At 69.1% G+C, this 23,924-nt stretch carries 23 protein-coding genes; 3 read left to right on the top strand and 20 right to left on the bottom strand.

What is annotated here, in order from left to right; all coding sequences use genetic code 11:
• Positions 1-9 precede the first annotated feature (9 nt).
• From EL338_RS19925 to EL338_RS19885, 9 genes are read right to left on the bottom strand one after another with little or no spacing between them, the layout of a single operon-like run.
• Positions 10-603: an Rv1363c family protein gene (locus EL338_RS19925; protein WP_126335332.1), complete on the bottom strand. Its 594-nt coding sequence runs from the start codon at positions 601-603 to the stop codon at positions 10-12.
• Entirely contained in the window at positions 590-1,804 is a 1,215-nt protein-coding gene (locus EL338_RS19920; RefSeq protein WP_126335331.1) for an MCE family protein, read from the bottom strand. The genes EL338_RS19925 and EL338_RS19920 overlap by 14 nt, the downstream gene beginning before the upstream one ends.
• On the bottom strand, positions 1,801-2,868 hold the full coding sequence (locus EL338_RS19915; protein WP_126335330.1) for an MCE family protein: 1,068 nt from the start codon (positions 2,866-2,868) through the stop codon (positions 1,801-1,803). Before EL338_RS19915 ends, EL338_RS19920 begins: the two co-directional genes overlap by 4 nt.
• A complete protein-coding gene (locus EL338_RS19910; RefSeq protein WP_126335329.1) occupies positions 2,865-3,977 on the bottom strand; it encodes an MCE family protein in 1,113 nt (370 codons plus the stop codon). The genes EL338_RS19915 and EL338_RS19910 overlap by 4 nt, the downstream gene beginning before the upstream one ends.
• Entirely contained in the window at positions 3,974-5,026 is a 1,053-nt protein-coding gene (locus tag EL338_RS19905) for an MCE family protein (protein WP_126335328.1), read from the bottom strand. The genes EL338_RS19910 and EL338_RS19905 overlap by 4 nt, the downstream gene beginning before the upstream one ends.
• On the bottom strand, positions 5,026-6,072 hold the full coding sequence (locus EL338_RS19900; RefSeq protein ID WP_126335327.1) for an MCE family protein: 1,047 nt from the start codon (positions 6,070-6,072) through the stop codon (positions 5,026-5,028). The genes EL338_RS19905 and EL338_RS19900 overlap by 1 nt, the downstream gene beginning before the upstream one ends.
• Positions 6,069-7,469 carry an MCE family protein gene (locus EL338_RS19895; protein WP_235666555.1) on the bottom strand — a complete coding sequence of 467 codons (1,401 nt, stop codon included), beginning with the start codon at positions 7,467-7,469 and terminating at the stop codon, positions 6,069-6,071. The genes EL338_RS19900 and EL338_RS19895 overlap by 4 nt, the downstream gene beginning before the upstream one ends.
• The gene (locus EL338_RS19890) at positions 7,469-8,326 is read right to left on the bottom strand and encodes an MlaE family ABC transporter permease (RefSeq protein ID WP_126335325.1); all 858 of its coding nucleotides are present in this window, start codon (positions 8,324-8,326) and stop codon (positions 7,469-7,471) included. Before EL338_RS19890 ends, EL338_RS19895 begins: the two co-directional genes overlap by 1 nt.
• Entirely contained in the window at positions 8,323-9,135 is an 813-nt protein-coding gene (locus tag EL338_RS19885) for an MlaE family ABC transporter permease (protein ID WP_126335324.1), read from the bottom strand. The genes EL338_RS19890 and EL338_RS19885 overlap by 4 nt, the downstream gene beginning before the upstream one ends.
• Positions 9,136-9,425: 290 nt before the next feature.
• Between EL338_RS19885 and EL338_RS19880 the strand changes: the two genes are divergently transcribed.
• Positions 9,426-10,670 carry a TetR/AcrR family transcriptional regulator gene (locus EL338_RS19880; RefSeq protein WP_126335323.1) on the top strand — a complete coding sequence of 415 codons (1,245 nt, stop codon included), beginning with the start codon at positions 9,426-9,428 and terminating at the stop codon, positions 10,668-10,670.
• A gap of 13 nt (positions 10,671-10,683) precedes the next feature.
• Here EL338_RS19880 and EL338_RS19875 read toward each other — a convergent pair whose 3' ends face one another.
• Together EL338_RS19875 and menJ are read right to left on the bottom strand one after the other, a co-directional pair.
• Entirely contained in the window at positions 10,684-11,163 is a 480-nt protein-coding gene (locus EL338_RS19875; protein ID WP_126335322.1) for a GAF domain-containing protein, read from the bottom strand.
• A gap of 2 nt (positions 11,164-11,165) precedes the next feature.
• Positions 11,166-12,368 carry a menaquinone reductase MenJ gene (menJ, locus tag EL338_RS19870; RefSeq protein ID WP_126336975.1) on the bottom strand — a complete coding sequence of 401 codons (1,203 nt, stop codon included), beginning with the start codon at positions 12,366-12,368 and terminating at the stop codon, positions 11,166-11,168.
• Positions 12,369-12,431: 63 nt separating this feature from the next.
• Between menJ and grcC1 the strand changes: the two genes are divergently transcribed.
• Positions 12,432-13,439, top strand: coding sequence for a nonaprenyl/(2E,6E)-farnesyl/geranylgeranyl diphosphat synthase (grcC1, locus tag EL338_RS19865; RefSeq protein ID WP_163791859.1), 1,008 nt, complete (start codon positions 12,432-12,434; stop codon positions 13,437-13,439).
• 72 nt (positions 13,440-13,511) lie between these two features.
• On the top strand, positions 13,512-14,420 hold the full coding sequence (gene htpX / locus EL338_RS19860; RefSeq protein ID WP_126335321.1) for a zinc metalloprotease HtpX: 909 nt from the start codon (positions 13,512-13,514) through the stop codon (positions 14,418-14,420).
• Here htpX and EL338_RS19855 read toward each other — a convergent pair.
• The 9 genes from EL338_RS19855 to EL338_RS19815 form a co-directional block, all read right to left on the bottom strand.
• Positions 14,414-15,202, bottom strand: coding sequence for a DUF3298 domain-containing protein (locus tag EL338_RS19855; protein ID WP_126335320.1), 789 nt, complete (start codon positions 15,200-15,202; stop codon positions 14,414-14,416). The genes htpX and EL338_RS19855 overlap by 7 nt on opposite strands.
• A gap of 17 nt (positions 15,203-15,219) precedes the next feature.
• Positions 15,220-15,873: an Rv1363c family protein gene (locus tag EL338_RS19850; RefSeq protein ID WP_126335319.1), complete on the bottom strand. Its 654-nt coding sequence runs from the start codon at positions 15,871-15,873 to the stop codon at positions 15,220-15,222.
• Positions 15,874-15,901: 28 nt separating this feature from the next.
• On the bottom strand, positions 15,902-17,155 hold the full coding sequence (locus EL338_RS19845; protein ID WP_126335318.1) for an MlaD family protein: 1,254 nt from the start codon (positions 17,153-17,155) through the stop codon (positions 15,902-15,904).
• Positions 17,152-18,387 (bottom strand): MlaD family protein, encoded by a 1,236-nt coding sequence (locus EL338_RS19840; RefSeq protein WP_126335317.1) that lies wholly within the window; start codon positions 18,385-18,387, stop codon positions 17,152-17,154. The genes EL338_RS19845 and EL338_RS19840 overlap by 4 nt, the downstream gene beginning before the upstream one ends.
• Complete coding sequence (locus EL338_RS19835) at positions 18,384-19,499, bottom strand: MlaD family protein (RefSeq protein ID WP_126335316.1); 1,116 nt, start codon at positions 19,497-19,499, stop codon at positions 18,384-18,386. Before EL338_RS19835 ends, EL338_RS19840 begins: the two co-directional genes overlap by 4 nt.
• On the bottom strand, positions 19,496-20,545 hold the full coding sequence (locus tag EL338_RS19830; protein ID WP_126335315.1) for an MlaD family protein: 1,050 nt from the start codon (positions 20,543-20,545) through the stop codon (positions 19,496-19,498). Before EL338_RS19830 ends, EL338_RS19835 begins: the two co-directional genes overlap by 4 nt.
• A gap of 1 nt (position 20,546) precedes the next feature.
• Positions 20,547-21,593 (bottom strand): MCE family protein, encoded by a 1,047-nt coding sequence (locus tag EL338_RS19825; RefSeq protein ID WP_126335314.1) that lies wholly within the window; start codon positions 21,591-21,593, stop codon positions 20,547-20,549.
• Positions 21,590-23,005 carry an MlaD family protein gene (locus tag EL338_RS19820; RefSeq protein ID WP_126335313.1) on the bottom strand — a complete coding sequence of 472 codons (1,416 nt, stop codon included), beginning with the start codon at positions 23,003-23,005 and terminating at the stop codon, positions 21,590-21,592. The genes EL338_RS19825 and EL338_RS19820 overlap by 4 nt, the downstream gene beginning before the upstream one ends.
• A protein-coding gene (locus EL338_RS19815; protein ID WP_410431126.1) for an IS5 family transposase occupies positions 23,006-23,903 on the bottom strand; the annotation gives its coding sequence in 2 pieces (ribosomal slippage) (positions 23,006-23,558 and positions 23,557-23,903; 900 coding nt in all).
• Positions 23,904-23,924: the final 21 nt, after the last annotated feature.

Below are 23,924 nucleotides of genomic sequence, written 5' to 3'. Positions count from 1 at the left end.
TTTGTCCGATTACAGGGTCTTGACGTCGTTGACGATCCAGCGGTCGCCGTCGCGCACCAGCTCGACCAGCATCCGGTAACGCTGCGTGTTGCCCTCGGGGGCAGTCACATTGGTGACCTGTTGGTCGACGAAGCCGATCACGGTCGCCGACTCGTCGTCGAGGCGTTCGACGGCCACGTGCTCGGCGGTCGCGGCGGCCACACCCTTGCTGGTCACCACGATGTCGCGCAGGGCGGCGACCATCTCGTCGTACTTCTGCGCGAACTCGGGTGTGGAGTCGGCGGTGATGGCGCCCTTGTTGGCGTCCAGATCCTGGTAGTCGAACGAGGCCATCGCCACCAGGTAGTCGCGCGCGGTCGAGACGGCCTGCTGCTGCCAGCGGTGCAGCTCGCTCTGCTGGTACAGCGTGTACCCGAGCGCCCCGCCGAGGGCGAGCACGGCCGCCAGCAGCACCGGCACCACGGCGCGCCGCAGCCAGGAGCGCGATGCGACCGGCGCCGGTTCGGGCGCCGCGGGCGCCACGTCGAGGTTGGTCTCGTCGTCGACGGTCTGGGTGGTTGACACTTCGGGGTCCTCCGGGTCGGTCACGTCATCTCGGGACATCGTTGTTCCGCAGAATCATTCGCCACTTGTAGACGAGTTCGGCCAGGGTCGGGATCTTGATCGGATCGCGCACGACGGGTGGGCCGACCACGCCGCCGGGGATCTGCGAGTTCTGCATGCCCAGGTCGTTGGGCCGCGGCGCGTTGGCCGCCCCGCGCATCTGCATATCCGGCGACGGCGGGCAGTACCGGACCAGGTTGGGCTCCACCGGGGTGACGTCCCCGATGGTGCGCCGGTCGACGTCGTGCACGCACACTGGCCCCTGGGTGGCGATCAGCGCGAAGTCCGCGCGATCGCCCTTGACGATCGACGAAAGGTCGTAGAGACCCTGCGGTATCGCCGTCAGACCGGTCTCCAGCGATGCGGTGCGGTCGCCGACGATCGGGGTGACGGTGGCGAGGTTGGCCAGCGTCGCGCCGAAGCTGTCGCGGTAGGTGTCCAGCACCTGCCGCACCGAGGCCAGCGCGGCCGGCGAGTGATCGGTCAGGTGCAGGAAAACCGGTCCGCTGTCGTCGAGTTGGGTCGCGAACTGCGCGCTGGCATTCATGCCGCGCACGAAGCTGTGCTGTTGGGCGGCCATGGTGGTCACCAGCCGGGCGGTGCCCTCGATCAGCGGCTGCAACTGCTCGGTGCGCTCGTGCAGGCCCTCGGAGATGACGGCGGCGCTGTCGATCAGCGAAGCCAGGCTGGGACCCAGTCCGGTGAAGGAGTCCGACAATTCGGTGGCGACGTCGCCGACGGCCTGCGCGTCGATGCCCTTGACCAACCGGCCGGCGTCCTGCATGACGCGGTCCATCTGCACGGGCTGACGGTCGGCCGGGGCCGCGATGGTGTCCCCGGACTCGAGGAACGGGGCGCCGGCGGATTGCGGGAAGATGTCGACGCTTTGGATGCCGGCGGCGGTGCCCATGCCGACCGTCATGATCGAGTCGCGCGGGATGCGAGTGTCCGGATCGACCGACAGCCGGACCCGGGCGCCGCCCTCGGGGGCCAGGCCGACGTCGGCGACCGTCCCGACCTCGACGCCGCGGACGGTGACGCTGGTGCCCTTGGTCAGACCGAAGCCGTCGGTCATGGTGGCGTGCAGCGTCATCGGGGTCTGAAACCCCTGTGCGCCCACTACGTAACGGATGCTGAACGGCACCACGATCGCGCTGATCGCGGCGAAGATGGCCACCTGGACCAAGACGAGACGGGTCAATGCAGCCCCCCGGAGAGAAAACCGTCGAGCGCTTCCTGGCCGGTGATCGGGATGCCGTTGACGATCAGGCCGCCGGTGAGCAGCTTGTCGATGGTGCCCGGGATGTCCAGCGCGCCATCGAACATCAGATAGTCGCCGTGCACGGACTCGCCGAACCGGTCGAGGAAGGTGTTCATGGTGGTCAGGGTGTCGGTGAGCCGGTCGTTGTAGCTGCTCAGGGCGGACACCACGGTGCCGGCGTCCTGGACCAGGGCCGCGGTATCGGCGTGGGCGAAGGCGTCATTGGCGGTGGCCGCCAGCGCGGTGGTCGAGGCGAATAACGTCTCGAGCTTGGCCCGCTGGACGTCGAGCATCGCGACCACCCGCGGCAGCGAATCCAGATACGCGCCGACGGTGTGCTGTTCGCGTTCGAACTGGGCGCTGATGTCGGCGGCCAGCCGCAGTGCCTCGTCGAAATCGCCCTGATGTTCCTGGGTTTTGGCGGTGAGCACCGACATGGCGTCGATGAGGCCGCGGATCTTTTCCGATCGGCCACCGAACGCCTGATCGAGTTCGTTGACGATGGTGGTCAACTGGTCGACGCCACTGCGCGACATCAGGGCGCCGAAGGTCGCGAGCGCCGTCTCGATCTGCGGGCCCAACTCGGTCTGGGTGGGCGGGATGACGTCGCCGTCGCGCAGCACCCGGCCCGCCGGTTGCGCCGGGGCGGCCAGCCGGACGAACGGATTGCCCAGGGCCGACGGCAGTTCCACGCTGGCGATGGTGTTCGTCGGCAGGTTGGCGTCGGCGCGCACGCTCAGTTCCACCGAGGCCCCGGAGGCGGCCAGGTTCAGCTTGCTGACCCGCCCGACCACCTTCTGGCCGTCGCGGACGTCGGCGCCGATGGCGATGCCGTCGGCCGTGGGCAGGATGACGGTGACCGACATCGCCTGCCCGGGCGCGCTGCGGCCCAGCGGCAGATCCTGGATGCCGATGTCGGATCCGGCCCACAGGGCCACACCGCTGAGCGCGGCGATGCCGAGCATCGCGGCCGTGGTGCTCGCGGGTTTGGGTAGGCGACTCATCTGGGGTGCTCCGGATTCGGCGGCGGGATGACGCCGGTGACGGCGCTGACGATGCCGAGCGGATCGGACCGGCTGATGGGGAAGGACAGCGGGTTGACGATGCCGACCCCCGAGCAGATCTCCCACTGGTGGCGTTCACAGAAGTTGTGCGCATCGGCGAACTGGAGCAGCGCCGAGGACACGTTGAGCCGGATGCGGCCGCGGCGGTCGGGGCCGATGGTGCCCGACAGGTTCTGCATCATCAGCGGGAGCAGATCCATGAACTCGGCGAGTTCGGGCTGGCGTCCGGTGAGGATGTCACCGACGACGTTGAGGTTCGTCGAGATGGCGCCCATGTCGTCGGAGTGCTTGTGCACCACGGTGTTCACTTGGTCCAGCACGGTCTTGAGGTCCTTCATCGGGCCGGTGATGTCGACGTTCGCCTCGGCCCACGAATCCCCGAGCAGACCAAGGGAGCTCACCAGGTTGTTCAGCGATACCTGCCGCTGGTTGAACGCGGTCAGCATGGTGTCGAGGTTCTCGACGACGGTGTCGATGTCCTCGGCGCGGGCGCCGACCACACCGGTGGCGCTGCTGAGGTTGCGGATGGCGGTGTTGAACTGCTTGCCCTGGCCGCGCCACTGGTCGGCGCCGCGGGCCAACAGTTGACCCATGTCGCCCTGATCGGGGCCCAGCGCCTCGGTGAGCGTCGTCAGGCTGGCCAGCATGCTGTCGAAGGTGATCGGCGCATGCGTGCGTTCGACCGGGATGACGTGGCCGGGCGCCAATTGCGGCCCGCTGCCGCCGTAGGCGGGTCCCAGTTCGACGCTGCGGTCGCTGATCAGCGCCGGGCTCATGATGTAGGCGTCGACCTCGGCGGGCAGCTCGACATCGGCCGGCATCGACATCGACACCCGCACGGTGGTGCCCTGCGGCGTGACCTCGGTGACACGGCCGACCGGGACCCCGAGCACGGTGACCTTGCTGCCGGGGTAGATCCCGTTGACGTAGGTGAAGTCGGCGTGCAGGACGGTGGCGTTGTCGGTGCGGCCGAACACGTACCAGCCGCCGGCCCCCAGGAAGACCAGCACGGCCACGGCCATCACGACGACGCGCTTGCGGTGACTCATCGGCACGTCCTCTGGATGTTCAAGGCACACAGCAGGTTGTCCGGCATCACCAGCGACGGCGAGTTGACGTCGGCCCAGTTCCCGTTGCCGGTGGCGTTGGTGACCGAGCGCATGGCCGGCGGCAGGTTGCGCAGCGTGGCGTCGATGTGTTCGGCGTTGTCGCGCAGCGTGGCCGTGATCCCGGTGAGCTTGGTGATGACCTCGCTGAAGTCGTGCTGCTTTTCGCCGTAGACCGCGGACAGTTCCCGCAGCAGCGCGCCGAGGTTGGTGACGATCTGGCTGAGTGCATCGCGGCGGGCGGTCAGCGACGAGACGATGTGTGCGGCGTTGGCCGCGGTGTTGGTCACGGTGTCGTTCTGCTCGACGAGCAGGTCCGACAGCGACCGCGAGATGCGCAGCAGCTCGTCGAACTTCGCGCCGCTGTCGGCGAAAACGGCGCTGGCGCTGCTGATCCCGGCCAGCGCGGCGCTCAGGTCGGTGTTGTCGGTGGGGATGGACTCGTTGACGGTGCGCATCGCAGCGGTGAGCGCCTCCCGGTCGAGGCCGGCCGCGGCGTCCTCGGCCTTGCGCCCGACCTCGTCGAGGCTGTAGGGCACCGTGGTGCGCGCCAGCGGAATCACGTTGCCGTCCTGCGGATCCACCACACCGGCGGGCGTGACGTCGAGGAACCGCTTGCCCAGCACGGTGCGCAACCGCACGGTGGCGGTGGTCTGGTTGCCCAGCGGCTGGCCGTCGTCGAGCCGGAAGTCGACGCGTACCCGGTCGCCGGCGAGGTTGACGCGTTCCACCCGCCCGGCCGGCACCCCGGCGACGTAGACCGGGTCGCCGCTGGTCAATCCGCTGGAGTTGGCCATCTCCGCGGTGAACGCGTCGGTGCGGGCCTGGTAGACGACGCGGGGCAGGCCAATGGTCACCAGCATCAGCACGATCAGCGCGAGGGTGCCGATGGCGCCGAGGGTGAACGGGATCGTCGGGTTGTGCCCGCGGTCCTTCTTGAGCAGGAACATCACCGCCCCGACGAACAGGTCGATGAGTTTCACCAGGAACATCACAGGCACACCTCCGTATGCCGACTGCCGAAGATGTTTGCCTCGTGCTTGGCGATCTTGAGCGTGAAGTTGCAGAGGTACAGGCTGACGAAGCCGCCGTAGCTGCTGGCCCGGTTGATGGAATCGGCGAAGTGCGGCAGCTTTTCGACCAGCGCCTCGAAGTCGGCGGTGTTCTGTTCCCAGGTGCCCAGCATCGCGTTGAGATCGGTCAGCGCCTCGCCGTAGGCGGCGCTGGACTGCGTGACGGTGTTGGTGAGCGTGGCCAGCACGGCGTTGCCCTGATCGAGCAGCAGTTCCAGCTGACCGTTGGGACCGGTGACCGTGGCGGTCAGGCGCTCGAGCCCGCCGAGCATCTCGGTGAGTTGCGGCTGGCGCGCGTTGACCGTGCTCATCAGCGCCGACACGTTGTCGATCAGGGTGGTGAAGATCTGATCGTTGTGGTCCATCGAGGCGGTCATGGTGGCGATCTGGGCCAGCAGGGTGGTCACCGTTTGCGTTTGGCCGCCGAAGGTTTCGGCGAAGCCGCGGGTGATGGTGTTGACCTGTGCGGGTTCGAGCGCGTCGAACAGCGGCTTGAACCCGTTGAGCAGCGCGGTCAGGTCGACGGCGGGGCTGGTGGCGGCCAGGGGGATGACCCCGCCGGCCGCGAGGAGCTGGCGGGGTTCGCCGGTGGACAGTTCCTGCACGGTCCCGGTCGGATCGGACAGCGCGACGTAGCGGGCGCCGAGCATGTCGCCGTAGCGCACCGCGGCGGTGACGTCGGTGGTCAGCGCGTAGCGCGACCGGACCTCGAGCCCGACGTCGGCGCGGCTGGTGCCCTGCCCGTTGTCGGCGAACCGGATCGAGTCGACGCGCCCGATGCGGATCCCGTTCATGGTGACCGGGTTACCGACGCTGAGGCCCTCGACGCTGCTGAACTGCGCCACGTAATTGGTGGTGTTGCCGCGCACCGGCACCGACAACGTGTTGACCACGAGCAGGCCGCTCATCACCCCGGCGGCGCAGAAGCTGCCCACCTTGGCCCAGGACTGCCAGCTGACCTTCATGCGACCCGTACCTCCGTGCCGCGCACCAGGGGACCGAGCATCACCACGGTGGCGATGTGGGGCTCGGCGGCGCCGTGGCCGCCCAGCACCTCGTTCTGCAGGACGCCCAGCGCGTGCGATTCGGCCGCGCCGCCGACGATCGCCGAGGCGGGCGCCGCCTCCGCGGGGAAGCCGGGTCCCGGGGCGGGGCCGGGTGCGGGGGCTGGCGGCGGGGGAACGCCGCCGCTGCGCTGACCTTCGGGGAAGAACGCCACCGGCGGCGGCGATTTCAGGTCAACGGAGTCGGGCAGCGGGATGTCCAGCGGCATGGTCGGCACCGGGTTGAACGGGTCGGCGTCGGCGCAGTGGGCGCCGTAGGTCGTCCCGTAGACCGGGCAGTCCGCGGCCGTGTAGGGCATGGGGCCGGAGAAGGTGGCGACGGCGGTGATGCTGAACTTCCCGGTGGCGAAGGTCCGCGCCCCGGCGTCACCGAAAGTGCGCGCACCGGCCAGGGTTTCGACCAGGCCCTCGGGTTGGGCCGCGGTGGTGGCCAGGATCTTGCCGCCGGCGTCGAGGACGGTGATGAACGATTCGCGGTGGTCGGCAAAGAACGCGGTCAGCACCGAGCCCAGGCCGGCCATCTCGCCCAGGGCCGCCCCGAAGGCGGCGCTGTCGTCGGCGAGGCGCTCCGAGACGTTGGTGGCGGCCGACAGGGTGGTCAGGATGTCGGGGGTCGCGGTGTGCAGGGCGCTCATCACGTCGCGGAACTGTGGGGTGGTGTCCAGGAACCGGGTGACGGTCGGGGTCAGCACCGACGAGGCCGCGCTGAGATTGTCGATGGTGGAACCGATCTCGGAGCCCCGGTCGCGCAGCGCCTGGCTGACCGCGGTGAGCGCGGTCTGCATCTTCTCGGGCTGCAGCGTGGAGAAGACGTCGACGATCTTGGTGAAGACGTCGTAGAGCGCCAGCGCGTCGGCGCTGTCGTCGATGGAGATGGTGGTGCCGGCGCTCAGCGGCGCGGCGGTGCCGGTCTGGTCCGCGCGGTCGGCGAGTTGCAGGTAGATGTCGCCGAAGAAGGTGCGCGGCACGATGCGGGCCACCACGGTGGCCGGGATCAGCGGCAGCTTGTCGCGGTCGATGGCCAGGCGCACGCGCGAAGTTTCGGTGCCGGACTGGATTTCGGCGATGCGCCCGACGTTGACCCCGTGATAGCGCACCGGCGCGGCGGTGGTGATCAGCCCGGCCGAGGCCGGCACGCCGACGAACACGTCGCCGGTGGGGTCGAGGCTGCCGGTGGCGCGGCCGACGAGGACCGCGGCCACGACTCCGGCGACCGCGACGGCGATCAGGCCGCGCACCGCCAGCCAGGGCCGGCCGGGCATGAAGGGCCTGCGGCCCCGCGTCTTTCGACCGAGCATCACACCCCCATCCCCGGGATCTCGGGAACCAGACCCCACAGCGCGAAGGTCAGCAGGACGTCCAGCACGCCGATGGCCAGGATGGCGGTGCGCAGCGCCCGGCCGGCGGCCTGGCCCACGCCCTCGGGGCCACCGGAGGCGAAATAGCCGTAGGTGCAGTGCACCAGCGCGACGACGACGGCGAACACGATCGCCTTGATCCCGGAATACAGCAGGTCCTGGGGGCCCAGCGCGAGGTGGAAGAAGTAGTCGTAGGTGCCCGGCGAGGCCCCGTTGAAGAACACCACCACGGTGCGCGTCGACAGGTAGCTGGCCAGCAGGCCGATCATGTAGATCGGGATCACGCAGACCACGGCGGCGATCACGCGGGTGCCCACCAGGAACGGGATGGACCGCAGCGCCATCGCGTCGAGCGCATCGATCTCGTCGGAGATCCGCATGGCGCCGATCTGCGCGGTGAAGCCGGTTCCGACCTTGGCGGCCAACGCGATTGCAACCACCACCGGGGCCAGCTCGCGGGTGTTCGCGACGGCGGCGAGCATGCCCGACAGGGTGTTCATCCCGACCAGGTCCAGGCCGCGCTGGGTCTCGACGCCGAGCATCATCGCCGCGGCCAGCGACATGGCGAACACGATGCCGATGGTGCCGCCGCCGGAGAGCAGGGAGCTGTTGCCGAAGGTGACCTCGCCGATCTGGCTGAGTGAATGCTTGCGGTACCGCACCAGCGCGTAGGGCAGCGAGGCCAGCACCTTGCCGTAGAAGCTGACGTGCTGACCGATGGTGGCCAACCCGTGGTAGCCCGCGGCCGCGGGCTGCGTCAGGTGGTGCAGGGGTGCCGAACTGGTCAGGGCGGTCATCGGTAGCTGCCCACGGCGGGAACGACGACGGTGTAGAGCGCCGAGAGGATCGTGTTGAGGATGAACACCAGGGCGAAGGCGAGCACGACGGCCTCGTTCACCGAGTCCGCGACGCCGCGCGGTCCGCCCTTGGCGTGCAGGCCCTTGAAGGTCGCCACCAGCGTGGCGGTCAGGCCGAAGACGGCGGCCTTGATCAGGGCCATCACGAAGTCGGAGACCCGGCCGTACTGGCTGAAGGTGGCCAGGAAGCTGCCGGCGGGCAGTTGTTGCACGCCGATGTGGTACGCGTAGCAGGCCAGGACGCCGCCGAAGGTCACCATGGCGCACAGCGCCACCGAGACGATGACCGCCGCGATCAGCCGCGGGGCGACCAGGCGCTCGATGACGTCGAGGCCCATCACCTCCATGGCGTCGACCTCCTCGCGGATCTTGCGCGAGCCCAGGTCGGTACAGATCGCCGAGCCCGCCACGCCCGCCATCATCAGGGCGCAGACCAGCGCGGCCGCCTGCCCGACGACGATGAAGGCCACCACGGCGCCCGAGTAGCCGCCGGCGCCGATCCGGCCGGCCAACTCGCCGACGGAGACGGCGATGAACACGCCGATCGGCATCATCAGCAGCAGGGCGGGGCCGGTGCAGACCCGGCCGATGAACAGCGTCTGGGTGATCAGTTCGTCGAGGGCCAGCCGCCGCCGGACCACCGCGACCCCGACGCTGACGAGCGCTTGGACCGAGAATCCCAGGACGTAGCCGCCCTGGACCATGAGGTCGCGCAGCGGGCCCTTGGTGGCCGGCAGCTCGTAGGTCATGGCGTCCTTTCCCGGATCGAGTCACGGCGTCCGGGGTGCAACAGCCCGACCCCCGGTCGAGTGGAGCATGTCACACGTCCGCTCCATCGCGCAAGGTCTAAGTTAATGACCATTCGCCGGTTGGTGGCCGGGTCGCCGGGTGGTCGCGATGTGCGGGTGGCTCGGCTACGCCAGTAGTCAGCGGGGTTATTCGATCAGATGGAGTCGCTATGACTCGCAATCTATGTTGAGCGATGTTCCTATGCCACGCAAGCTGACCTCGGGGGCCTGGGTGGGTTACCGTGTCCGCCATGTCCTCGGTTCGCAGGCGACCCCGTAACCGCAAGGCCCAGATCGCCCGCGCGGCGGCCGAGGCCTTCGGGGAGTCCGGCTACCACGCGGTGAGCATGGACGACATCGCGACCCGCGTCGGCATCTCGGCCGCAGCGCTCTACCGTCATGCGGCCGGCAAGTACCAGTTGTTCCGGGACGCGGTCCTGGCGCTGGGAACTCAGCTGCAGGACTGTACCGCGTTCGTCGAGGAGCCGCCGAACCCGTTGGAGCCCGCCCAGTTGCGCGATCAGATCCTGACCGCCCTGATCGACACGGCGTTGGCCAACCGCAGCTCGGGCGGGCTGTACCGGCGGCAGGCCCGCTATCTGGTCGACGACGACCACGTACTGCTGATGGACCAGTTGAAGTCGGTGAACCGGCGTATCCAGGTGCCGTTGCGGGAGCTGCGGCCGGGGTTGGCCGCACCGCAGCGCTGGACGTTGTCGGCGGCGGCGCTGAGTGTCATCGGTTCGGTGGCCGACCATCATGCCCAGCTCGGTCACCCGCAGCTTCGGGAGCTGCTGCTCGGTCGCGCCGCGACAGTTCTGAATGCCGAACTGCCCCAAGGTGTCTCACGCGAGGCGGTCGTGTCCGCGGCGGAGGTCAGCGCCGGCCGCTACGAAGACGTGCTGCGCCAGTCGCTGATCCTGTTCCACCGCCGCGGCTACCACCAGACCAGCGTGGAGGACATCGCCGGCGCGGTCGGCATGCCGGCATCCGGTATCTACCGGTACTTCTCGGGCAAGGCCGACATCCTGGCCGCCTCGTTCCGCCGCGCCGCCGACCGGGTCTCGGCCGATGTCGCCAATACCCTTGCCGCGGAGTCGGATCCGGGGCAGGCGCTGGACCGCCTCATCGAGGCCTACATCGCCAGGTCCTTCGAGAACCCGGAACTGGCCCACGTCTACCACACCGAGCGGATCAACCTTCCGCCCGCGGATGACAAGGTGCTGCGCAACATTCAGCGGGCCACGGTAGAGGCCTGGGCGCAGTTGCTCACCGCGGTCCGGCCGCAGTTCGGGGTGGCCGAGGCGCGCATCGTGGTCCACGCGGGCTTCGCCGTCGTCGTCGACATCGGCCGCCTGGTCGGGTTCGAGGACGCCGGGGGAGCGCCGCAGTCGCGGGCCTGGGTGCGCACGCTGATGACCGCGACGCTGCTGGGCGGCGACGTCGCGGAAGAGCCCGCGGACACCGCCGGCGTGAGCGTCGATCTGTCGGCCTGAACCGCAGGCGATCTCAGCGCGCCCGCCACAGCCGCTCGGAGGCCGGCCCCGCCGACTCGGCGCGGATCCGTTGGAAATTGCGGCCGCCGCGGCGAAACGTCGCGAGCACCGCGGCCGGCACCTCGTGCTCGACCCACGGTCGGTCGGACCAATCGCAGCTGCGCACGTGCACCAGATCGGCGGCCACCGCGGCCGGATCGGCGTCGTACGACCACGGCCCGGTCAGCTGCCCCAGCCGGAACAGCCCGTCGGGGTCCCGGGCCCACACCAACGCCCCGGCGGCGACGGCGGCGAACCGCTCGATGAGCGCGCTGGTGCGCGGGTCGTACTGTTCGCCGGCCAGGCGCAGCGCCGAAGCCAGATCGCGCGGGGCGGGCCGCAGGACACCGCCGAATCCGCACAGCCCGAGGGTCATCGCCCGGTCGAAGGCCAACGCGGGATCGATGTCGGCGCGGCGGGACCGCAGCGGCGCCCGATACACCCCGACCGACATGGCTAGGCGAACGGCGCACGCCGGTCGAGGCGTCGCGATCCGGCACCCGCGGCGCGCCAGACCTTCGCCACCCAGTCGGCGTCCTCGTCGGTCACCAGGTTGCCCATGACGCGCACGGCGATGCCCATCAGCGCGGTCGAGCGCATCGCGATCGGGCCGGTCATGGGCAGGAAGCGGGGGATGGTCAGCAGCAGCGCCAGCCGCCGGGCCACCGAGAACCCCTTGGCGTAGTGCTCCTGCAGGACCGCCGGCCAGGCGCGCGAGAGGTCGGCGACGTCGAGCATGTCGGCGGCCAGCCGCCCGGTCTCGAGTCCGTAATCGATGCCCTCCCCGTTGAGCGGGTTGACGCAGGCCGCGGCGTCGCCGATCAGCATCCAGTTCGGTCCGGCCACCCCGGACACCGCCCCGCCCATCGGCAGCAGCGCCGACGACACCCGCAGCGGCGGACCCTCGAAACCCCAGTCCGCACGCTTGAGATCGGCGTAATGCCTGATCAGCGGCTTGAGTGCGACGTCGGCGGGGCGCTTCACGGTGGCCAGCGCACCCACCCCGAGATTCACCTGACCGTTGCCCAGCGGGAAGATCCAGCCGTAGCCGGGCAGCACGGCGCCGTCGGTGGAACGCAGTTCCAGGTCCGAGGAGATCCACGGCTCGTCGGCGCGCGGGGAGTCCAGGTAGCCGCGCACCGCCACGCCGTAGACGGTTTCCTGGTGCCACTGCCGGCCCAGCACCCGGCCCAGCGTGGAGCGCGCCCCGTCGGCGACGATCAGGGTGCGACACCGCACCCGGGCCCCGTCGGAGAGCACCAGCGTGTCGACCCGCCCGGCGGAATCGCGCTCGACATCAACGACTTTCACGCCGAGCAGCATCTTGGCCCCGGCGTCCTCGGCCACCTGCCGGATCCGGTCGTCGAGTTCGGTGCGCGGAACCGCCGAACCGGTCGACGGGAACGCCGGGCCCGGCCAGTCCACCTGGACCGCCGAACCGAAGCCCGCCAGCCGCAACCCGCGGTGCCGGATGTGCTCGTCGAGCCAGCCGTCGAGACCCAGCAGAGCGAGTTCGGCGACCGCCCGCGGGGTCAGCCCGTCGCCGCAGGCCTTGTCCCGCGGGAAGGTGGCCGAATCGATGACCACGACGTCGCGGCCGGCGCGCGCGGCCCAGGCCGCGGCCGCGGAACCAGCCGGTCCGGCACCCACCACAACCACCTCGGCGGTGTGGGCGGCGCAGGTTGGTTCCGAGATGTTCACGAAGCCCAGTATGTTGGACGCATGAGGACGCCGGCGAGCGTGGTTGCGGGAGTGGACTTCGGGGACCCCGATTTCGCGCGAAGTGTCCGCGACGGGGTTGAGCAGATCGAGAAGCTGATGGAGGCCGAACTCGGCCGATCCGACGGCCTGATGTCCGAGGCGGTGCAGCATCTGTTCCGCGCCGGCGGAAAGCGGTTCCGGCCGCTGTTCACCGTGCTGTCGGCCGGGCTGGGGCCGCGGCCGGACGCCCCGGAGGTCACCATCGCCGGTGCGGTGATCGAGATGGTGCACCTGGCGACGCTGTACCACGACGACGTGATGGACGACGCCCAGGTTCGCCGCGGCGCGCCCAGCGCCAACGCGCGCTGGAGCAACAACATCGCGATCCTGGCGGGCGACTACCTGTTCGCGACGGCCTCGCGGCTGGTGTCCCGGCTGGGCCCGGACGCGGTGCTGGTGATCGCCGACACGTTCGCCGAATTGGTCACCGGTCAGATGCGCGAGACCCGCGGCGCGGCCGAGGACGCCGATCCCATCGAGCACTACCTGAAGGTGGTGTACGAGAAGACCGCGTGCCTGATCTCGGCCTCGGGCCGCTTCGGTGCGACCTTCTCCGGGGCCGCCGAGGAGCAGGTCGAGCGGCTGGCCCGCCTCGGCGGTCAGGTCGGCATGGTCTTCCAGATCTCCGACGACATCATCGACATCGACAGCGACCCCGACGAGTCGGGCAAGCTGCCCGGCACCGACCTGCGCGAGGGTGTGCACACGCTGCCAGTGCTCTACGCGCTGCGCGAAGACGGTCCCGACGCCGCGCGGCTGCGGGAACTGCTGAAGAAGCCCGTCGAGGACGACGACGTGCTGGCCGAGGCGTTGGGCCTGCTGCGGGCCTCCCCGGGCATGGCCAGGGCCAAGGAAACCGTGCGGGACTACGCCGAGCAGGCGCTGGCCGAGCTCGAACAGCTGCCCGATGTACCGGGCCGGTACGCCCTGGCGTCGCTGGTGAACTACACCGTCAACCGGGACGGTTAGTCCCGTTCGCGGAACTTCGGTGCCTCGGTTGCCGTTTAATCAGCTGACAGCTGTCAAGGTAGGAGGACGTTGATGACTTGGCACCCGACCGGTAACCGGATCAAGACTTTCGTGTTGTTGGTGGGCTTCACCGCCCTGATCATGTTCATCGGCGCGCTGTTCACCCAGTCGACCGGGTCGACGATCTGGATCTGGATCGCGCTGCTGTTCGCGCTGGGCACCAACGCCTACACCTATTTCAACAGCGACAAGCTGGCGCTGCGGGCCATGCACGCGGTGCCGGTCACCGAGGTGCAGGCCCCGGTGATGTACAAGATCGTGCGCGAGCTCGCGACCACCGCGCACCAGCCGATGCCGCGGCTGTATGTCTCCGACACCGCCAACCCGAATGCCTTTGCCACCGGTCGTAATCCGCGCAACGCCGCGGTGTGCTGCACCACCGGCATCCTCAACATCCTCAACGAGCGCGAACTGCGTGCGGTGCTCGGCCACGAGCTGTCCCACGTCTACAACCGCGACATCCTGATCTCGTGTGTGGCCGGGGCCATGGCCTCGGTGATCACCGCGCTGGCCAACTTCGCCTTCTTCGCCAACATGTTCGGCGGTAACCGCCAGGGTGGTGGCGGCGGGAACATCTTCGCGCTGCTGCTGATTCAGCTGCTCGGTCCCATCGCGGCGACCGTGGTGCGGCTGGCCGTCTCGCGTTCGCGGGAGTACCAGGCCGACCAGTCGGGCGCCGAACTCACCGGCGATCCGCTGGCCCTCGCCTCGGCGCTCCGCAAGATCTCCGGCGGGGTCGAGCGGGCCCCGCTGCCGCCCGACCCGAAGCTGGCCGATCAGGCGCACCTGATGATCGCCAGCCCGTTCCGCGCCGGCGAGAAGATCGGCAAGCTGTTCTCCACGCATCCGCCGATGGAGGAACGCATCAAGCGCCTCGAGGACATGGCCGGCCGCGGCGGGCTGCGTCCCGGCGGCTACTGACCGCCGAACTCGGGGCGCAGCACCGGCCGCAGCGCCGACAGCGGGATGTGCGCCTCCACGGTGCCGCCGTCCATCGACCACTGCATGACGCCCGGGGTGAAATCGGTTGGGCTGTCGCGTCCCACGGGATAGTCGGGCATGTAGAGGATCAGTTCGTCCGGGGTCAGCGCCCACGCCTTGTAACCACCCGAATACACCTTGTCCGGGGTCCAGCGGTCCGCGACGAACGGGTAGGTCCCCGGTTGGTGCGGCGGCTGCGCGCGGTCCAGCGCGGCCACCACGTAGGGCTGCGCCAGCGGCGGTAGCGCCACCAGCGGGTCCACGCCCGGCTGCACCAGGTCGGCCAGGCCGAGTTGACGGCCACCGGCCATGTCGAACGTGAAGGTGCGGTAGGCGTTGTTGAAGTCCGGACCGTCGGCGTGATAGGTCTCCCGGAACACCGCCGAGACGACGTCACCGCGCCGGTGGATCTGATAGTTACCCTCGCCGAAGCTGTCGGCGACCATGTTCGCCCCGGCCCGCCGCCAGTTCTCCACCAGGGTGTTGAGGTATCCGCGCACCACCGGCCCGGCCACCGGGTCGTCGACGAGTTCGGCGGGGATCGCGACCTTGATGTCCCGCACCGCGTTTCGCTGCGAGACGACCGAGGTGCGGCAGTACTGCCCGTCCCACTGGCCGCGCAACTCGTCACAGAACGATGCCTGCGAGGCGCCGGCCCCGGGCGCGACGAGTAGCGCCGCGGCGGTCGCGATCGCCGCGGCCAGGCCGAATCGGATACCCATACTGGTCACCGCCGCGCTCAGGGCAGCTCGACTTTGCTTGCGCGCCAACGGCCGTCGACCAGCTCCATAGTCATCTTGATCCGGCTGCGGTCGATGCGCGGATCGGGCACGCTGGTGTTGGACACCGACTGGTCGACGAACAGCAACACCACGACCTCGTCGGGGCTGGCGGACTGCACCGCGGACTCGACGACGACGCCGTGCGCAGTGGCCTTGTTGTCGATGAGCAGTTGCCGCAGCTGGGTGCTGGACTGCGAGTACATGTCCTTGAACTCGCCGGTGGCGCCGTCGAGTACCTGGTCGAAGTTCTCGTCGACCTTGTTGGAGTCGATGCTGGTCAGCACCTGCGCGTAGGCGTTGGCGGCCTCCTGGGCCTGCCGACCGGCCTCGTCGACGCTGGTGACGTTCCACAGTTTCCAGCCCAGGAACCCGGCTCCGGCCAGCGCAACGACGAGCGCCCCGGCCAGGGCGCCGACCAGCCAGCCGGGCCGTGACGACGCGTTGGTGGTCGGCGCGTCGGTGGACTCGGAACTCTCGGGGCTGTCCGCAGCGTCGGCGGCGTCGGGTTCGGTGGCCGACTCCTCGGTGCCTTCGGTCTCGTGGATCTCCTCGGTGGCCTCGGTGAGTTCTTCGGGGGCGGTGTCGGTCTTCTTGTCAGTGGTCACAGTCAAGTCAGTCTCCTTTCTCTGACTGTCGGGGTCAACGGGGTGGGTCGATCGGCAGCTGGGGACCGCCGTACGGGGTGGGGATCGAGAAGCGGCCCCGCGGCGTCGGATCGGTCTGCCGGCCGAGGTCGGCACCGGCGGGCGGACCCGCGCCGTTGTCCGCCTCGGCGGGGCGCGGCGCGTTCTTGGCGCCCCGCACCAGCACGCCGGGATGGTCGTCGCGGCAGTAGGTGTACATGAACGGTTCGGCGAAGTCGGCGGCCGACGGTGGGCGCCGTGGCGTGCCGTAATCGCAGGAATACCGGGTGTAGATGTCCGCGGTGGCCCACAGCCCGTTGTCGTGCATCACGCTGCCCAACGCGTCGAGCACGGAGGTGCGGTAGTCCGGGAACAGCGCGTGCAGCGCCGGCACCCGCAGGTAGAGCAGTCGCGAAGTGGTGGTGAGGTTGCCGAGCAGTTGCACCATGGTGTCGGAGTTGTCGACGAACAGGTGGTCGATCGACGTCAGGGCGTCGGGGGTCTGGTCGGTCAGGCGCCGGAAACCCTCGCGCATATTGCTGACACCAGTCAGCGTGTGGCGCAGATTGTCGGCGGCCACGTCGATGCCGGCGTTCTTGTCGGCGGCCAGGGTCAGCACCACGCGGCTGGTGCGCAGCACGCTGGTGGTCTCGGGCAACACGGAGTCCAGCGTCGAGAGCAGGAACGTGCCGCCGTCGATGATGTCGGCCAGCTTCTGCGGCCCGGCCTGGCTCAGGCTCAGCTCGTGCTTGATGAGCTCGATCTTGTCGGTGTCCACCTGGGCCAGCGCGCCGTCGGCGTTGGCCAGCAGTTCGGCGAGGCTGACCGGCACGGTCGCCCGCCCGTGCGCGACGACGGCGCCGTCCTGCAGGAAGGGGCCGGTATCGGAGTCGGCGACGAAGTCGATGTACTGTTCGCCGGCCGGCGAGAGCCCGGAAACCCGGACATCGCTGGATTCCGGTATCTGGACCGTGGACTTCACGGTGACGACCGCGTCGACGCCGGCCGGGGTGATGTCGAGGTGTTCGACCCGCCCGATCGGCACCCCGCGCAGCGTCACATCCTGATTGGGTAGCAGCCCAGCCGATTCCGGCAGTTCGACGGTCACCCGATAGCTCGAGGCGAACGGGTTGACCCGCAGCGCGCCCAGCAGCAGGTACGCGGTGGCCACCAGCAGCGTGAGCACCAGGGCGAGCCCGGACAGCCAGGCGCGCTTGCGGTGCCCGGCGCGCACCACCCCGACGATGCCGTCGGCGACCGCGCCGATCATCGCGGCCCCTCCGCCGGAAGCGGCCCGGCCGGGGGCGGTTCGGGCGGCGGCGGTTCGGCGGGGGCCAGCACCACCTGACCCGGCTCGGTCGGGCTCGGCTGCACCGGCACCTGCGGCACGCCCGGGCCCCTGCCGACGATGCGCTCCTGCAGCCGCCACAGGGTGTACTTGAACGACCCGACCAACTGCTCCCAGTTGTAGCGTTTGGGCCCGTGCAGACCGGCGTCGCCGGTGAACCCGATGTCGGGTATCGAACCCAGGATCAGGCGGTCGATGCTGGCTCGGGTGGCCAACGAATTGCCCGCGGTGCCCTTGATCAGTGGCGGCATCAGCCGGTTGAGCGAATACAAGGTGGCATCCGGGGCCAGCACCAAATCGTTCCAGGCCGCGGCGATCTGGTTGGCGTCGGCGATGACGCTGCGCCCGCTGGCGTCGGTGCCGGCGATCGACGGGAACTTCTTGAGCTGATCGGTGGTGTCGCCGACCTGGCGGACCAGATCGGTGATGCCGGTGGTGTGTTCGGCCAGCGTGTTGGCGGCCGGGCCGGCCTGGGTCATCAGTTCGCCGAGCGCGTCGTTCTTCGTCTCGATCTGGGCCACCAGCTCGTTCGTCTCGGAGATCGCGGTGGAGATCTCCTCGGAGCGCGCGTTGAGCTTGCCCAGCGTCCGGTTGGTCTTGCCGATCAACGCGCCGAACGCATGCCCCTGATCGCCGGTCGCCTTGCCCAGGCCGTTGATGATGTTGGTGAAGTTGCGCACCGCGCCGCCGTTGACCAGGATGGCCGCCGAGCCGAGCACGGATTCGACGGTGGCCGCCGAGGTGGTGGAATCCAGGCCGATGGTGTCGCCCTCGCCGAGCACCGGTGCGTCCGGAGCGGCATCGTCCGGCGGTCGCACGGAGATGAAGACATCGCCCAACGGTGTGGCCGAACGCAATTCGGCCGTGGTGCCCTGCGGCAGCCGCACACCGTCCATGATGCGCAGCGTCGCGACCGCCGTGTAGTCGCGGGCCACCATCGATTCCATCTGCCCCACGTCGGCGCCGGCGAGTTTCACCTTGGCGTCCGACGGCAGGTTGAGCGCGTTGCCGAACACCGCCGTGAGGGTGTAGCCGCTCGAGCCCACGCCGGGTGCGGGCAGCGGCAGGCTGCCCAATCCCTCGGTGGCGCAACCGGACAGCCCGAGTGTCGTCGCGAGCAAGACGGGCAGCAGAGCGCGGCGGCGGGAGGTCATTTCTGCCCCATCGCCGCGAGTCCGTCGAGCACGTAGGACAATCCGAAGTCCGGGCCGAAGTCCTGCAGCGTGCCGGTGCTGCAACCGAGTTGGCGCAGGCCCATCATGTTGCAGACCTCCTTGATGGTCTGGGTGTCGAACAGCACCTTGTCGACCAGCACGTGCGCGCGCGCCGCGCCGTTCTTCTGGTCGACGACGTTGTAGATGTTGTCCAGCGTCAGCGGCGCCACATCGAGGAACTCGGCGAGGTCGCGTCGATGCTCCACGGTGGTGAACAGCGAGGTGTCACCGTTGGCCACAATCTGTTTGATGGTGTCGCGGTGGGTGTCGAGCACCTCGCTGAGTTGCGTGACGACCTCGTTGATCTTCTGGCCGGTGGTCCCGGAGCCCAGGTTCTCGTCGGCGAGGATCTGGCTCAGGGCGCGCACCGAGGACCCGAACTCGCGCAGCGTGGCGTCGTTGTCGGCGGCGGCCTGCATCAGCGAACTGAGGTTGCGGATGATGGTGGTCAGCTGATCGCGGGTGACATCGCCGCGGTCGGCGCTGAGTCGCAGCGCGTTCGACAGCTCACCGAGCGCATCCTTCATCAGTTGGCCGTTGCCGTCGGCGATGGCCGCGCTGGCGTTGACCACCGAGGCCAAGGGGCCGTTGCCCTGGCCGTCACCGCGCAGGGAACCGGCCATCTTGTCCAGGACGTCGAGCACGCGGGCGAATTCGACCGGGGTCTTGGTCCGGTCCAGACCGATGGTGGCGTGGTCCTGCAGTCGGGGGCCGCCGCTGTAGGCCGGGGTGAGCTCCACCTGGCGGTCGGTCAGGATCGAGTTGGAGATGGTGACGGCCTGCACGTCGGCGGGCACCGCGACGTCGGCGTCGACGGTGAAGTCAACCTCGACGTAGCCGCCCTTCGGGGTGATCTTGGTGACCTGCCCCACCGGCATGCCCAGCACCGCGACGGTGTTGCCCTCGTAAAGTCCTGCGGCGCTGTCGAACTGCGCGGTGACGTTGATGGTGTTCATCCGGTCCTGCAGATAGAACCAGCCGACGCCGACCGCGCCGAGAACCAGCGCGACGGCGGCGACGAGCACCACGGCCAGCCTGCTGCGCGCGCTCATGCCTTGCAGTCCTGGTAGTACTGGATCATCCCGAACTGCTCGGCGCGACCGCTGATGGCGCACATCCACGAGTCGATGAGCAGACCGCCGGGGGCGTGCAGGTCGGCGGCGTTGCCGTTGCCGGTGGCGTTGGCGATGCCGCGCAGGGCCACCGGGCCGGACTGCAGGATGCTGCGCAGCAGGTCGTCGTGCTGGGCGAGCATGTCGGTCAGTTCCCGGATGTTCTGCAGCAGCGCCTCGAGTTCCGGCCGGTCCTCGATGACGGTGTCGGACAGCGTCTCCACGAGGTTGGTCAGACCGGCCATCATGGCGCGGAACGAATCCCTGCGCGCGACGAACTCGCCGATCAGGCTGTTGCCCTGGTGCACCAGGCTGCCCAACGTGGACTGCTGCCGACGCAGCGTGTTGGTCACCTTCTCGGTGGTCGCGAGCAGCGACCCGAGTTGGTCGCGGCGTTCGGCGATGATGGTCGACAGCGTGTGGGTGTTCTGCATGGCCTGCGGCACGATCTCGGGCAGCGACTCCATCTGGTTGCCCAGGATGCCCAGCGTTTCGGCGAACTTGTCGGAGTCGACCTGTTCGAAGGTCGTGGTGACGTCGGCCAGGGCCTCCTGCAGGTCGTAGGGGACCTCGGTGTGGTCGAGGTCGAAGGTGTTGTCCGGCAACGATCCGGGGCCGGCGGGGTGCAGCGCCAGGTAGCGGGAGCCGAGGATCGTGGTGATCTTGATGGTGGCGCGGGAGTTCTCCCCGAACGAGATGTCGTCGCGCACCTTGAGTTCGGCCTCGACGTGGTCGCCGGCCAGGCGCATGGCGGTCACCTCGCCGACCGGGATGCCGGCGATGGTGATCGGGTTGCCCGCCCGCAGCGCCGCGGCCTGCGCGAACTTGGCGGTGTAGTGGCGGTGGCCGACGTCGGCGAGCTTGACCGCCAGCAGCCCACCGATCAACACCGCCACGACGGCGACCGCGACCACGCCGAGCCAGGTCTTGTTCAGGCTCTCCAGGGTCCGGCGCCGGTGGTGCTCTTGCGGGGTGTCCTCAGCCATGTCAGTTGTTCCTGCATCGGGGGGTGTATTGCACGCCGTCGCCGGGGCTCGCGGCGTCGACGATGATCGGCACGACATCGTTGAGGCCGGGGAAGAACCCGGTGATGTTCAAGTCGCAGATGTAGGCGTTGACGTAGGAGCCCTCGCCGGTGACCCGGGCAAAGCCCTTGAGCAGCAACGGCAGATTGGCGCCGGTGAAGGCCAGCTGCGGTTCGATGCTGACCAGGTGCTGGGCGAAGCCGGGTTCGCGGACCACGAGCTCGTTGAGGTCGGGGTACACCTCGTCGGAGATCTTCGACAGCTGCTGGACCACCGCCGAGATCGACCCCACCGACGCCACGAGTTCGGGACGGCGGGCGTCGAATGTGCTCACCATGGAACGGGTTTCGCCGATCACCTCGTCGAGGGTGTCGTTGTGCTGGGCCAGGTTGCCCACCACCGAGTTCAGGTCGGTGATGACCTTGCCGAGTTCCTGGTCCCGGCCGGCGAACGAGTCGGTCAGCTGCGAGGTCTGATCGACCAGCGCGGCGATCGAGGCCCCGTCGCCCTGCAGCGATTCGATCACCCCCTTGGTGAGGTTGTCGGCGGCGCGGGGATCGAGCACGCTGAACAGCGGTTCGTAGCCGTTGAGCAGGGTGCCGACGTCGAAGGAGGGGTCGGTGCGTTCGACGGGGATGACGCTGCCCGGCGGCAGCGGTCCGGGTTCACCGAGGGTGCCCAGCGACAGGCCGAGGTAGCGCTGGCCGACGATGTTCTGATAGATCACCGAGGCCACGGTGCGGCCCAGCACCTGCTGATCGGATTGCACGACGAACGACACCTTGGCCAGATCGCCCTGCAGTTCGATCTTTTCGACCCGGCCCACGCGGACCCCGGCCATCCGGACGTCGTCGCCCTCACGCAGGCCGAACACATCGGAGATCATCGCCGCGTACGGCACGGTGTGGCCGGCCACGTCGCGACGCAGCGTCACGTACACCAGCCAGGTCAGGGTGAGCGCGACGACCATGAACAGCGACAACCCGATGAGCGCACCGCGATCTTTCATGGCGATCCTCCCTCTGCGGCAAAGCCCGGCGGTGGTGCCTGACCCGGCTTGGGGGCTACCGGCGCCGGCGGCGACAGCGGCACCGGTGGCGGCGGTGTCGGGATCAGGGCGGGGTTGGCGGTTCCCGGGACCGGCGGCGACGGGTTCATCCCCGGCGGCAGCGGCGGGTTCGGGTCGGCGAGGCTGGGGTTCGGGTTCACGTACGGCGGTCCGACGGCGACGAGGTTTCCGTTGGCGCCCAACACCGTCCCCGGTGGCGGTGCCAGGTCCTTGGGCGGTTGATAGTTCTGCGGCAGCAACACATCCGGCAGCTCCGGGCGGGTGGGCACCAGCGGAGCCGTGAAGCAGCTCGGGCCCTTGAGTTCGCCGTATTGCGGGCAGTCGGCCCGGGTGTAGGAGTACGACGGCGTCAGCGACAGGTTCACCCGCATGTTCCCGATGCCGTACTCGGGCAGGTAGACGTGTTCGAAGTACTTGTCCGCCAGGCCGTTCATCTTCAGGAAGGCCGGCAGGAAGTGGTGCGCGGTCTGGGCCACCGCACCCAGCACCGGTGTCAGGTCACTGGTGATCCCGACCAGCCGGTCGGAATGGTTGTGCAGCGCGGTGTGCGTGGTGCCCATCGTGTGCAGGCCCCCGCTGAGCAGCGTCGACAGCTGCGCGCGCTGTTCGACCAGTGTCTGCATGGGCGCCACGGCCTCGTGCAGGGCGTCGACCAACTCCGGGGCCGTGCTCTGCAGGCCGCGGGCCGCGGCGGTCAACGCCGAGACGGTGGTGGGCCCGGGGTCGGTGGCCACCACGGCGTCGAGTTCGTCGAGCAGCCGGTTGAGCTGGGCGCCGGCGGTCAGCAACTCGGTGCGCCGGTTCTCGGTGGCGGCGTTGACCGCGGCCAGCAGGCCGATGGTCTTGTCCTCGCGGCCGCGGCCGGTGGCGGCCAGGATGTCGCGCAGCTTGCTGATGGTGGTCTGGAACAACACCGTCGGCAGTTCGGTGTCCTCGGGGATCTGCGCACCGGCCTGGATGGGCGGCGCGTCGCCGCGGTCGACCAGCTGCACCGAGGAGACCGCGAAGACGTTGCTGGGCACCACCCGCGCGGTCACCGACGCCGGAATCGACGCGGCGTATTCGGGTTTGAGGTCGATGTCGACGTAGTTCGGATGACCGTGCGCGGCGGGGGTGACGCTGTTGACCATGCCGACCAGCACGCCGTGGTACTTGACGTCGGAGCGCTGGGGCAGGCCGTCGCCGACGTTGATCAGCGCCGCCACCACGCGCACCCGCGGATCAAGGCGGCCGGTGGCCTTCACCACCAGGGTGGCCGAAATCAGCGCGGCCACAACCAGTACGGCGGCGCCGCAGGCCAGCAGCTGACGGTCGGTGACGCCGCGGCCGTCGGGTTCCAGTGAGTTCGCCACCTAGGCCGTGTCTGATAAATGCGGTAGCCAGAGTGTGATGGCCCGTAGGACTGCTGCGCCCCGGTAGACGATGGCGAGTTTGTCGTAGCGGGTGGCCAGACCACGCCACTGCTTGGTGACGCTGAATCCTCGTTCAACAACGTTGCGGCCCTTGTAGTCCTCGGCGTCGAATGCTGGCGGTCGGCCGCCGTGGGTGCCTCGACGTTTTCGGTGGCCGATCTGATCGGACGGTTCGGGAATGACGGCGACGATCCCTCGTCGGCGCAGCCGCTGCCGGGTCGCTCGGCTGGAATAGGCCTTATCTCCGCGCAGGCGATCGGGCCGGGTGCGGGGCCGGCCAGGCCCGCAGCGCTCAACTTTGAGGTGGGCGAGCAAATGCTCCAGGACTGGTCCGTCGCCTGCCTGGCCGGCGCTCACGAGCACCACCAACGGTCGTCCGTGGCCGTCGACGAGGTGATGGATCTTGCTGGTCAGCCCGCCGCGCGAGCGACCAATGCCGTGGTCAGGCGGCTCGCTCGCCAGATTTGTGTAATTCGACCCAGCCCCCTGTGTCACGGGTGATGTTCGTGGCATGTTGGTGAGCGCGGGCGATCGTGGAATCCACCGACACCGCCCAGTCGATGATCCCGGCCTCGTCGGCGGCGGCCAGCAACCGAGCCAGCACCATGTCCCAGGTGCCGTCGGCACTCATTCGTCGATGCCAGGTCCAGATCGACTGCCACGGCCCGAACACCTCCGGCACGTCGCGCCAGGCGATCCCGCACCGATACCGATAGATGATGCCTTCCACCATCGAACGCGCATCCTGAAAGGGTCTGCCCCGCTTACCCGTACGTGCAGGAAGCAGATCCTCGATCAACGACCACTGAACATCGGTAAGCAGCTGAAACCGCGACATACCTCAAGCCTCCGGCATAAC

The sequence above is a fragment of the Mycolicibacterium chitae genome (assembly GCF_900637205.1).
Taxonomy (GTDB): Bacteria; Actinomycetota; Actinomycetes; order Mycobacteriales; family Mycobacteriaceae; genus Mycobacterium; species Mycobacterium chitae.
This window is presented reverse-complemented; position numbering and strand designations above follow the sequence as displayed.